General features: G+C 43.9%; 10 protein-coding genes and 1 pseudogene. All 11 read right to left on the bottom strand.

The features are described 5' to 3' along the window. Positions 1-62 precede the first annotated feature (62 nt). Entirely contained in the window at positions 63-662 is a 600-nt protein-coding gene (locus AR335_RS04410) for a response regulator transcription factor (RefSeq protein ID WP_062232296.1), read from the bottom strand. Then, positions 659-1786 carry a sensor histidine kinase gene (locus AR335_RS04405; protein ID WP_062232295.1) on the bottom strand — a complete coding sequence of 376 codons (1128 nt, stop codon included), beginning with the start codon at positions 1784-1786 and terminating at the stop codon, positions 659-661. Before AR335_RS04405 ends, AR335_RS04410 begins: the two co-directional genes overlap by 4 nt. A gap of 116 nt (positions 1787-1902) precedes the next feature. Next, positions 1903-2952: a fatty acid desaturase gene (locus tag AR335_RS04400; RefSeq protein ID WP_062232293.1), complete on the bottom strand. Its 1050-nt coding sequence runs from the start codon at positions 2950-2952 to the stop codon at positions 1903-1905. A 477-nt stretch (positions 2953-3429) separates the two neighbouring features. Next, complete coding sequence (locus tag AR335_RS04395; RefSeq protein ID WP_082683339.1) at positions 3430-4287, bottom strand: DMT family transporter; 858 nt, start codon at positions 4285-4287, stop codon at positions 3430-3432. Then, complete coding sequence (locus AR335_RS04390) at positions 4235-4792, bottom strand: DinB family protein (RefSeq protein ID WP_082683358.1); 558 nt, start codon at positions 4790-4792, stop codon at positions 4235-4237. The genes AR335_RS04395 and AR335_RS04390 overlap by 53 nt, the downstream gene beginning before the upstream one ends. A 185-nt stretch (positions 4793-4977) precedes the next feature. Further along, positions 4978-5236, bottom strand: a pseudogene (locus AR335_RS25420) (diadenylate cyclase). A 288-nt stretch (positions 5237-5524) separates the two neighbouring features. Then, positions 5525-6943, bottom strand: coding sequence for a UbiD family decarboxylase (locus AR335_RS04385; protein WP_062232290.1), 1419 nt, complete (start codon positions 6941-6943; stop codon positions 5525-5527). Next, positions 6903-8387: a sodium:solute symporter family protein gene (locus tag AR335_RS04380; protein ID WP_234293199.1), complete on the bottom strand. Its 1485-nt coding sequence runs from the start codon at positions 8385-8387 to the stop codon at positions 6903-6905. Before AR335_RS04380 ends, AR335_RS04385 begins: the two co-directional genes overlap by 41 nt. 19 nt (positions 8388-8406) lie before the next feature. Further along, entirely contained in the window at positions 8407-9237 is an 831-nt protein-coding gene (locus tag AR335_RS04375; RefSeq protein WP_062232289.1) for a R2-like ligand-binding oxidase, read from the bottom strand. 31 nt (positions 9238-9268) lie between these two features. After that, the gene (locus AR335_RS04370) at positions 9269-10447 is read right to left on the bottom strand and encodes an iron-containing alcohol dehydrogenase (protein ID WP_062232287.1); all 1179 of its coding nucleotides are present in this window, start codon (positions 10445-10447) and stop codon (positions 9269-9271) included. Continuing rightward, positions 10444-11931 carry an aldehyde dehydrogenase family protein gene (locus AR335_RS04365; RefSeq protein WP_062232286.1) on the bottom strand — a complete coding sequence of 496 codons (1488 nt, stop codon included), beginning with the start codon at positions 11929-11931 and terminating at the stop codon, positions 10444-10446. Before AR335_RS04365 ends, AR335_RS04370 begins: the two co-directional genes overlap by 4 nt. Between the last annotated feature and the right edge of the window lie 51 nt (positions 11932-11982).

The raw sequence follows: 11982 nt of genomic DNA, 5'->3' as shown, positions 1-11982 counted from the left end.
CTTAAGTACTTGAACAGTGAAAATTACACTGGTCTTGGACAAAGCAATAAAGTGCGGGAAACTTATTTAAACCAGCCTTTTTCCTGGAATCTGGTAATGGCTTCAATCCGATTGGTGACTTCAAGTTTTTCTAATATCGTTGAAATATAGTTTCGCACCGTTCCAGCTTTGATGGAAAGCTGATCGGCGATTTCTTTTGTGTTTTTTCCATCAGCCACGAGGGATAAAACTTCTTTTTCCCGGTCAGTTAGAGGGTTCTCCTCACTGTATGCATCCTCCACGAGTTCCGGGGCATAGATTCGCCTGCCTGCCATCACACTGCGGATGGAGCTAGCCAATTCTTCGCTCGGACTGTCCTTCAACAAATACCCTCTGACCCCCGCCTTTACGGCCCGCTGGAAATATCCTGTACGAGCGAATGTCGTTAAAATTATTACTTTGCAGCCTGATCCTTTTAGTTCTTCCGCTGCTTCAAGTCCCGTTTTTACTGGCATTTCAATATCCATGATACAAATGTCAGGCTGATGCTGATGAACAAGCGAAATCGCTTTTTCTCCGTCGCTTGCCTTTCCGACCACTTCCATATCCTCTTCCAAATTAAGCAGCAAACCCAGTGCCCCCAACATCATTTGCTGGTCTTCCGCAATGACGATCCGAATCATTTATCTCCCTCCTTTTCCGCCGATTTTATAACATTCGGCACTTGTATGATTAACGTCGTCCCCTCCTCTGAAAAGATCTCCAGACGACCGTTGACAAATTCAAGCCGTTCTTTTATTCCTAGTAGTCCGTGGCCTTTTGTCATATCTTCATCAACTCTTATTCCTGCTCCGTTATCCCGTATGGAAATCATAATTTCGTTTAACGATTGTTTGATTGATATATGACAGGTTGTCGCGCCGCTGTGCCTTACGACATTGGTTACCGCTTCTTTCAGACACATGCTCAAAATATTTTCGATCAGCAGGGAAACATTCGTGAGGTGTAATTCTTGTTCACCTATATATTCAATTTGCGCCGCTTTAAGTATTTGTTTGACGTTGATGAGTTCCTCTTCTAATCGAATGCCCCGCATTTGAGACACCATTTTCCGGACTTCGTTCAGTGCTGTTCTAGCGGTCTGTTGTACGTCGTTCAACTGAGAACGAGCCTGCTCGGGGTCTTTGTCAATTAACTTTCTGGCCAAATCACTTTTCAACCCGATCAGTGAAAGTTTTTGTCCTAAAGTATCGTGAAGATCACGGGCAATCCGCTGGCGTTCCTGCTGTTTTACTAGAACAGAATTCGCGTCTTGCAATTGTTCTTCCAGCTGCTCACGCTTTTTTCGGTTAGATAAACTGAAAGGCATAAGGATGATACTGACCCAAATGATGATGATAAAAGGCAATTGTTTTAAGAACTGATCATCTTGAAAAACTATGTTGAAGTTAAAAGAAACAGTCGTGCTGACGAGATGAATAATATATAAGGAAATAAAAGGAATACGTTCTTTTATATTACCAATAAAATAAGCAAGAAAAAATGCAAAATAAACATAGTTAAAAAGGCTTGTCATGGTAATCGATATGGCAATTAGAATGCTAGCCCATACGTAAACAGGCCACCCTTTTGATATGAAGGCAAAACGATAGGTGATAAAGAATAAAATGGTCAGCAAAATACCCACGACAATTTGTTTCGTGGATGAAGATTGAAAAATAAAATAAAACGGCAAAATACTAAAAACGCTCCACACATACGGGGAAATCCCGGTATTTATTTGAAACAGCTTATAGATCTTTTTCATATTGAACCCTCTTTTGCGGTATTGAATGCCTATTGCTATTTTATCACAATTACTTTTGAAGACAGAATAGAGTCCTGAAAACAAGGGTTTTACACCTGCTTTCAGGACTTTATTTGTTATCGGCCGCTCAAGCTTGATTTTAAATGGGCCGCTCTTGTATTATTCTTGTTTGATTTTATCTTTTTAATGTCTTTAAAGCTGACAAACGTTCTGCTCTCCTCATTCCAAAGACGGAATCCCAGGGAACGAAGACTTGAAGCAAGCGTGATCGTTTGTACATTTTGAAAAGTTGAATCAATACTATGAACATCTTCCAAGTGATAATTTGGCACCCTTGGGCTTAAATGATGAATATGATGAAATCCAATATTGCCTGTCAGCCATTGCAGGACTTTCGGAAGTTTGTAGTAAGAGCTCCCATCCATAGCGGCTTTCACGTAATCCCAATCTTCGTCTTTTTCAAAATAAGAGTCTTCAAACTGATGCTGTACATAGAACAGCCAAATGCCAGCAACACCTGATACGAAGAAAATAGGGCCTTGAACAAGCAAGAATGCTTCCCAGCCGATGGTCCAGCAAAGCAATGCGGCCAATGCAGCGATAGAAAGATTCGTTATATATAAATTCTTGCGTTCTTTCGATCTTGCTCCTTTTCGGTTAAAACGGTTCGTAATCAGAAACACGTAAATCGGGCCAAGACCAAACATCACGATTGGATTGCGGTACAATCGATAAGCGATGCGAGTCCAAAAAGATGCAGCTAAATACTCATCTACCGTCAGGATCCAAATGTCACCTGTACCGCGTTTATTTAAGTTACTGCTTGTAGCGTGATGGATGTTATGTTCATGCTGCCATTGGTGGTACGGGAATAACGTAAGGATTCCTGTAATCGTTCCCACTATTTTATTGGCTTTTCGATTTCTAAAGAATGAATGGTGGCAGCAATCGTGAAAAATAATAAAGATCCGCGTCAAAAATCCCGCTCCAATAATCGTTAATGGCAAAGTGATGAAATAGGAAATAGACAGGCTTTCGTAAGCCAGGTACCACAATAGAAAAAATGGAACAAGCGTATTAATGAGCTGTGCTACACTATTTTTCGTATTCGGTTTTTCATATGGGGCAACTTGTTTTCGTAAGTTAACATTTTTTTGTTTCGTCATTAGTATGTTTCCCTCCCATTGGTTCAATTCAAGTATAAAGATGGGAGTCTGGTCTTTTAAGACATACGTGTCATGTCCAAAGTATGATAAATGTCATGTATACGGATTCTCTTTGTTGATGATGAGCCTTGAAAACCTGCCATAATGGTAATAAATCCAACGACGGGTAAAAACAACGGGTGAATTTTAATATTTCTTGATCCAAGCATCTTTCCAATCGCCTTATTCATAGCCCAACCACAATCCTATTAGAAAAAGTACTAACAAAATTATCTTATTGCCATGAGAGTATTTGTAACCGAACGAGAATAATAAAAAGACCAGAACTATCATGCTAATTAACTCACTAAGATAATACTTTCAAATTATTGAGTTTGTTACTTTGCATTGTTAATATGATTAAACATAAAGAGGACGATCAAAAATGATGGCTGTCGTCCCACCACTCCTGGTCGTCCTCTTCCGGGTATTTTTATACTATTTTAAACTTGCTAGCACAGCTCCAAGAATTGTAACTATTCCGCCTAAAAGGGTGATTCCAGATATATGTTCTTGCAACAATAGAACGCCTAACAAAACAGTCCAAACTGGGAGAAGGTTAATATATGGAGCTGCACGCCCTGCTCCTACAATTTTCACTCCGGTATTCCACGAAAAATACGCAATAACTGAAGCAAATGTACTCACATAGAAAATACAAATCCATGCATTTCTCGTCATATGTATCATATATGGATGTACCGTTCCAATACAGCTTATCGCACTAAAAATCGTCCCATAGAAAGCGGCTCCAGCGGTCATGGTAAGGGGATCTATCTTTTTGCCATATTTCTTACCAAGTACTGTATACATTCCCCAAGCCAAGCATGATAAGAGAATTTCAATTTGTCCAACAATTGAACCTTGAGAAGAGTTTGCTTGTCTTCCCTCAACCAAGAGAATCACGCCAAAGATTGAGATTGCTGCACCAATCCATGCTTTTGTTTTGATCTTTTCTTTAAGAAAAAAAGGAGTGAATAATAAGATGGTAATTGGTATACCTGCTGATATCATCCCTGCTTGTGATGCGCTAATCGATTTAAGACCTAAATAGTTTAATGTAGAAAAGGCGAATATGCCAAGAAACCCTTGTATTACAAATTCTCTCCACTTAGAAATGATCGGGAGTGGTTTTTTGTTAAGCATCAGTAATCCCCACAGGAGCCCCGTTGAAATAGCCCAACGGATAGTGTTTAATAAAGTTGCTGGCAAGGCCGGTGCTAAATACCGGCCGCATATGTAATTACCTGCCCAAAGAAAGGTTGCCGCCACCAATAGTAAAATCCCTTTTTTCATGATGTTGACCCTCTCTTTTCTCTGATTTTTGGCTAAACCATTTACGCAGTTGATTAATATGTGCCTGATGATATCCGTTATGGTCTGCGATATGCCAAATACCCCATTGGATTGTGGCTTTGTAGCCATTTTCATATTCAACAGTTTGATGTAACTGTTTGTCTGTTAACTGATAACACATTAATTTAATCATCTGTACAACATGATCATAATCAGTCATGAGCACATCCACAGAAATCCCTTTCAGCTGCGGCAATTGGTCGTTTTTATCAAAACTAGGCCCAAATTTCTCTTCAAGTTCCCTCGGCACCGCCTCACCCTTGATTCTAAATATCCATTTGAGATCCACGTATGCTAAGTGCCTTACTAACTGCGCAGTACTGTTATATTTTTGGTTCGGACCTTTATAATCTAATTCCTCTTGTGACATACCTGCAACAATTGTTTTTAACCGTTTGTAATTTCCGTCTACCATTGAGTAGAGCATTCCAACTACAGGTTCCATTCCCGGCTCTCCTATTAAATCTAAAACCATCCAATCACTCCCCAGTACTTGTTATGGTCTCAAGTCAATTATACTCCAGAAATGGGCAGTTTTTTGCGATTCGTTATCGTCAAAAGAAAAAACCGACAGAAAGACCCAAATAAAAAAGCAGACGGATGGTCTGCTTTTGATGCACTGCCTATACTTTAAACGATTGAACTGGACAAGTTTATCGGATACAGCTTTCCATCCACAGAGAACGAAACCCTGCCCGTTTCTTCATATACCACGAGTACCAGTGCATCACTAATCTCGGTCAATCCTATGGCTGCTCGATGACGGGTTCCCAGTTTTTTTGAACTTGAATGGAATTTTGGATAAGGGAAGTACGTTTGCTGCCGAAATAATAAGGTCACCTCGAATTAAGACCGCTCCATCATAAAGAGGATTTCCCGGATAAAAAATGGACTCTAATAACGGAAACGTTAATGTTGCTCCGATCGAATTGCCCGCGCTGTTCCCGTTCGATGGCGATCAGCGCTCCATGTTTTTGTCTGGAGAGATGCTGGATATAAGTTGAAATTTCAAGGTGTTTTTCTGTATAGGGAGACAAATAACAGTTTAAATAAAATGATGTTGCTGCGGTTTGTGTTTGTTCGAAAAGTTTATAATAAAAAGCTGCTGGGAGTTAGCATTCCTCTTCCCGTTGACTTATAAAAGTAACGGTAGAGACAAAAGACCAGCTGTCATTGATCAGCTGGTCAAGGAATCATTCCTCCTGTTGCCATACTCAAGATGCTCTGGGTTTACCCCTGATGATGTTTCGTTTAGATACTCCTGGATGTCCATATTTGCGTATCCCGGAATGGAAATTCGTTTATAACGCATCGGTTCACTGTTAAGTGGAACTGTACAGTCAAATCCCGTTTTCGAGCCGAACCCGTCATTTGTGGACGGATCGAGTTTTGAGCCTTGCGCCCCCTCTACTACAACTAAATCCTTGTCCACCTGGAAACGCGTAGCAATTGCCCATTCTACTTCCTCCATGTTAAATATATCTACCTCTTCATCGACGACAACCACGTGCTTTATATCAAAACTGTTTGCGAAGGCAGCGAGGATGGCATTCTTAGCTTCACCTTTGTTTCGCTTTTTTATGGATACGACCGCATGATAACGGCATGTCCCGCCTGGACTCATGTGAACCGCAACGGCAGAAGGCACAGTCTGGCGGACACTTTGAATGAGGCTAGCCTCACGTGGAATGCCCCCGAGCAGAAGATGCTCGTATCCAGCCGGGATAATCGTATAAAAGATCGGGTCTTTTCGGTGTGACACGGCGGTTAGCTGAACAATTTCCTTGTCACTCCGCGGGCCGTAATATTTAGGGAACTCCCCAAACGGTCCTTCCGGCTCCCGAATATGCGGGAGGATTTTACCTTCTAAAACGATCTCCGCATAGGCAGGCACATCAATGTCCACCGTTTCACAACGAACGGTCTCAAGTGGTTCTGATCGCAGAGCACTGGCTATTTCCAGCTCATCTATCCCGAATGGGGTACTCGCCTGTGAAGCAAGAAGTGTCACAGGATCCACTCCTACAACTATGGCACATTCGAGCGCCCTTCCTTCCTCCTCTGCCTGTTTGTACAAATGAAAGGTGTGCCTCGGCAGCAAAAGTACTCCCAGTTTATCCTTTCCAGAAATCTGCAGGCGATGAATGGATACATTTTGCTTTCGGGTCACCGGATCACGGGTAATGAACAGGCCTGCGGTAATGTAATTTCCAGAATCCATCTCATGGTGGACGGGAATGGGAAAGGTCTTAAGCAAATCGATGTTCTCGGTGATGATATTTTCCTTTACCGGGGCATCTTGGTTGCTCACTTTTCTGCATGCTTTTGGTGAAGTTACTGCTTCAGTGAATTTTGGAATGATTCCATATTGGTCTGTTTCCAATGCTTCAGCAAAGTCATCTCTTGTAGAACATATCCCCGAAACGACAGGCATCCCATAGTTCTCAACATTTGAAAAATATACCGCTTTTTTGCCGTCCAGTTTCTTTGCGACAGCAGCGGTCTCATACTCCAGACTCACTTTTTTATCGATGGCCACCAGCCTCCCTGTCGATTCAAGGTGAGCTAGCCATGTACGAAATGTTCTTGCCTTCATTACACCTTTCCCCCTTATCTCTATTGCACCTTGTATTGGTGGCCGTTATTTCATTTGAACGTTCCTCATGAACCACAGTTTTGTTTTTTCGCCAAAAATGATCGATTCCCATTACGATAAGAGGTGCAACAGCAGCGATATAAATGTTATCGATACCGAACGGGTTTCCTGCAAGAAACCAAACTGTTGTTGTAATTACAGCGAATATCATTCCAAGGGCAGCCCCTATTCCGCTGCTGAAACGGGGAAAATAAAACATCAAAACCACGATAACGGCGATTGTTGTACGGAGTGCCCTGGCAAAAAAGATTGTGTTTAGTATTTCCGGGGTAAAAATGGCGAACGGAATAGGTAAAAGACCCATCACAATAGTCGCCACTCTTGAAAACCTGAGTGATTTATTGTCTGATCCTTCTTTATTAAAGAGCGGAGTATAAAAGTCATTTAACAATAGGGCAGCTGCTCCAATTGTTGAGGCGGCCACTGTTCCAAAAACCGCGGCGATTAATCCGGAGATCACAAGACCCGCAAGGAAAGGATTCATAAGGGTAGTCAACATCGGAAAAGCCTCGGAAGATACGATATTCGGAAACAATATAGAGGCTGTCATCCCAATGAGAGCGGCCATGATTCCTACAGGAATTACGAACACTCCTGCGTAAATACTTGCTTTTTTTGCGTTGACCTCATCATTAGTCGAGCAAACCGCCTGAATGATGTATTGAGTAGAAAAAATAGAGCCAATGTTGGCGATGGTCCATGCAATAATGGTTTGCCATGAAATGCCTGTCCAGTCAAACATCGCTGGCTTTAGCTGCAGCGACAGACCTGAAAAACCGCCTGCTGCAGTTAAACCGAACGAGACTGCCAGAATTAATCCCAAATATTTAAAAAACGCATGAATAAGGTTGGTATAAGCAACCGCAAACATTCCGCCCAAGGTAACGTAAACAACTGTGACTACCCCCACCACAATTGCTGCCATCGCATGGGGGACGTGAATAATCGCAGATAAGGTCGCCGCCCCTCCCGCGTACATTGATACGTTGACCACGCTTAGGGCATAAATCATAATGACTGAGGTAATCGTTCTCGCACCATTTCCGTAAGTTTTCGATATAGCCCCAGAAATGGTATACTCTCCACGCTCATGGAACTTTTTTGCCAGTGTGTAGGCAAACAAAGCGAAAGCAAGCGCGAGTGTGATTAAGTTCCAGGAAGCCGAGATTCCTCTAGAAAAAGCGGTTTGCGCGGTGCCGATCGTAGAGCCGGTGCCTATGAATTCAGACATCATCAAGACCCCGATAATAAAAGGGCCGAAAGCTTTTCCTCCTGTCATATATTTGTCCGAGCTTTTTGAGAATTTCTTCGTATATAGTCCAAGAAAAGCAGTGGCTAGCACATACAAAATGACTATTCCTATGATTATGGCACTGGCTGTCACCAAGCGATTCCCTCCTTATTTAACTCACGGATCGCACTCCGAATATGTCCTTCAGGCGCCTTTCAAAAAGCTTCGTCACCCGCTGCCGGCCGTTCACCTCCACCGGGGTTGGAACCTCGCGTCCGCCAACCACTACCGGCTGATCGTAGCGAATCAAAATGTAGGGAAGATATTCACTATAAATCTCTCGTATTCTATTGGCGTGCTTTTCATTTCTTGCGAGCAGCTTTAACATGCGAAGCCCAAAGCCGACGTGGCGGCCTTCATCCTCTTTTATACGTTTGAAGCCTTCTTTCAACCCGGGCAGGAGTCCTTTACTTCCATAAATATCCTCAAATACATCGTACCCCGCCATGGCTTGTACACCTTCAATGATTCCCTGGTAGTGAGTCAATCCTTCAACGAGGGCAGCTTCGCGTTCCTCTATACTGCCTTCCAGTGCATTGAGCATCATTTTGCCCCGCTCATCCAGCTTTTGCTGAACGAGATTTTGCACTCCATGTATACGTTTGATGCCGAGTACCTCTTCAAAGTACCGAAGGAAAAATTCGGTATGCTTGAATTCCTCCAACAACTGAGTACTGAGGAAGGCTTGTTGCTGGGTGGATGCCCCAAGCATGATCCAGGGACAAAATTTTAAGGCAACATTCTCTTCTGCATCAAGAAATCCGGTGCAAAAGTGAATGAGGTAATCTTTCAGGTCTTGATCAAGTGCTTCAAAATCATCTCTGTCATGGGTTAAATCGATCTCAGCAGGATCCCACGTTCCAAACCGTATCGCTTTCCGGTATAAATTCCAGGCTACCTCGTCTGTACTTTTTTCCAAACTAAGAATCAACTCATCGCTCATTAAAAAAACGCCTCCGTTTTGTTTGTGAAGTCTAGTAAACTCGCTTTAACAGATCCAGAACGTCAGCCTCTGCTGGCTGCCGGGGATTAAACCTCATCATCCCGCTTTGAAAAGAGTCACTTGCAATTGCAGCGAGCCTGTCCTCAGGGACGTTCAATTCCTTCAACCGGGTAGGCAGTCCAATTTCTCGCACCAGGAAAGCCACTGCTTTAGCCGCCTGACCGGCCAACTGTGTTTCGTCTTCTCCCTCAACCCCCAACAACTGCGCAATCTTAGCCGCTTTAAGTGGGCACACTTGAGCATTGAACTCAACGACGCGGGGGAGGAGCAAGCCGATGGCTATTCCGTGAGGAACATGGCAATGACCGGAAAGAGCACTTCCAATGGCGTGGGCAAGCCCAAGGAAGCCGTTGTTAAACGCCATCCCTGCCAGTAAGCTTCCGTGCGACATTCCAATTCGTGCTTCCTTATCTTTTCCGTCCACAACAGCCTGTCTAAGGTGTGAACCGACAGTGGTAATCGCTTCAGTGGCCAGTGCATCGGATGCAGGGCACGACCGTAAGGAAAAGTAGGTTTCGATTCCATGGGCCAGAGCATCAATTCCGGAGGCTGCGGTCATATTTTCTGGTAACCCCATGGTCAGTTCAGGATCAACAATAGTAAGAGTCGGAGCCATATGCTGGCTGGTGACGGTCACTTTTACATTGTTCTTCCAGTCTGAGTAAACACCGAAGATAGTCACCTCACTCCCTGTCCCGGATGTGGTTGGTATCGTAAGCAGCGGAATAGCTGAGGAGCTTACGATTTTATCGACTCCTGCATAATCGCGGATGCTGCCGCCCTGGCTTGCTACAATCCTAATCCCTTTTGCAGTGTCTATGACACTTCCGCCTCCTACTGCAACGAGACAATCATAGTGCCCCGATAGAAAATACTCGGCTCCACGATCAATCGTTTCAAGACTCGGATCAGGCTCTACCTCTAGATAGAGCTCGCTGACAATCTTTGAATCTTGCAGCGATGAAATGATTCCGCTCAATAATCCGGCGGATTCCACCCCTTTATCACTGACGATAAAAACCCTGTTCACACCAAGATTTACGAGGTTCTCCGCAAGGAGGGAGGATTTTCCATACCCGAACTCTATCCGCGTAGGCAAATGAAAGGAGAAGTCCTGCCCTGTCTGTTTTACTATAGAACTCATGTTCATAGAGAAGCCCCCTCACGAGGGTCCATTTCAATATGCACATGCTTCGTCTCGCAATATTCCATCAGGCCATCCACTCCCCTTGTTCTTCCTAAACCGCTCTGCTTGTAACCCCCAAATTCTGTTTCAGGAAAGTTTTTGTTGTACGTATTGATCCAGACGGTTCCCGCTTTGATCCCTTTGGACATCCGTACCGCTCGGTTGAGATCAGATGTCCATACACCGGCGGACAAACCAAAATCACTGTCATTCGCAATGTGAAGTGCTTCTTTTTCCGTTGAGAATGTCTGAACAGCGAGAACAGGCCCGAAAATTTCTTCTTTGACCACGCGGCTGCCGGCCATGAGCCCATCAATGATGGTAGGAGCGAAATAAAAGCCCTGATCATATGTTTCGCCTGCCATTCGGTAGCCGCCAGTAATGATTCTTCCTTCTTTCCGCCCGATTTCACAATACTCTTCAACAAGATCCAATTGGCTTTGTGAGACCAACGGCCCCATATCAGCCGTTTCCAGAAGCCCGTTTTCCACCCGCAGCTGTTCGGCATATTCTTTTAGACGTTTGACCACTTCGTCTTTAATGGATTCATGAATGACCACCCTGGAACCGGCCATGCAGATTTGGCCAGCGGAAATAAAAATGGAACGTCCGATGACCGGAACAGCTTTATCAAGATTTGCATCCTCAAAGACGACGTTCGGAGATTTCCCGCCAAGTTCGAGTGCTACTTTTTTGACATTTCCTGCTCCCATTTCAATGATGGACTTGCCAGTAGAGGTGTCCCCCGTAAAGCTGATCATGTCGATCTTGTCACTGGCTGCCATGGCTGCTCCAATGGACTTTCCTGGACCGGTCACGATGCTAACGATCCCTTTTGGAAAATGAGGAATTTCAGCAATGAGCTTAAAGATCTCTACGGATATTGAAGGAGTAAGGCTTGCTGGCTTGACGAGAACTCCATTACCGGCAGCAAGAGCAGGTGCGAGTTCACGAATCATGAGCAACGCGGGCCAGTTCCAAGGTGATATGATTCCCACCACGCCAACCGGCTCTTTTACAACGACACCAAAATTATCGGGTTCAAGCTGCATGGAACGGCCAAAGACAGAACGTGAGGCTCCTGCAAAATACTTCAGTGTATCAATACAGCCTGACAGCTCGATCCGCGACTCGCGAATTGTCTTTCCCTGATCCATCGTGAGGATGAGAGCAAGGTGCTCCAGCTTTTCTGTCATTTTTTCGGCCAACGAATGCAACGCTTCATAACGGCGCTTAGGATTCATTGACCAATCACTTGTCAGGAATGAATGCTGTACTGACTCTATAATCTGGGATACATCCTGAATATTCGATTTTTGCGAATAGCTGACCAGTTCTCCGGTCGCCGGATTAAACGATTCTATCAGCTCCTTAGAAGTCGCTTCAGTCCACTCGCCGCCTGCAAAATTATAATAAGTGGGTATCTTTTTATGGACGATAGTTGACATCGATAAAGTCTCCCTTCTTTCTATTCAGATCAAACGGGTGTAAAACTCTGA

It is taken from the genome of Fictibacillus sp. FJAT-27399, from assembly GCF_001510655.1.
Taxonomy (GTDB): Bacteria; Bacillota; Bacilli; order Bacillales; family Fictibacillaceae; genus Fictibacillus_C; species Fictibacillus_C marinisediminis.
The sequence above is the reverse complement of the archived record's forward strand: the minus strand, read 5'-3'. Positions and strand labels throughout refer to the sequence as shown.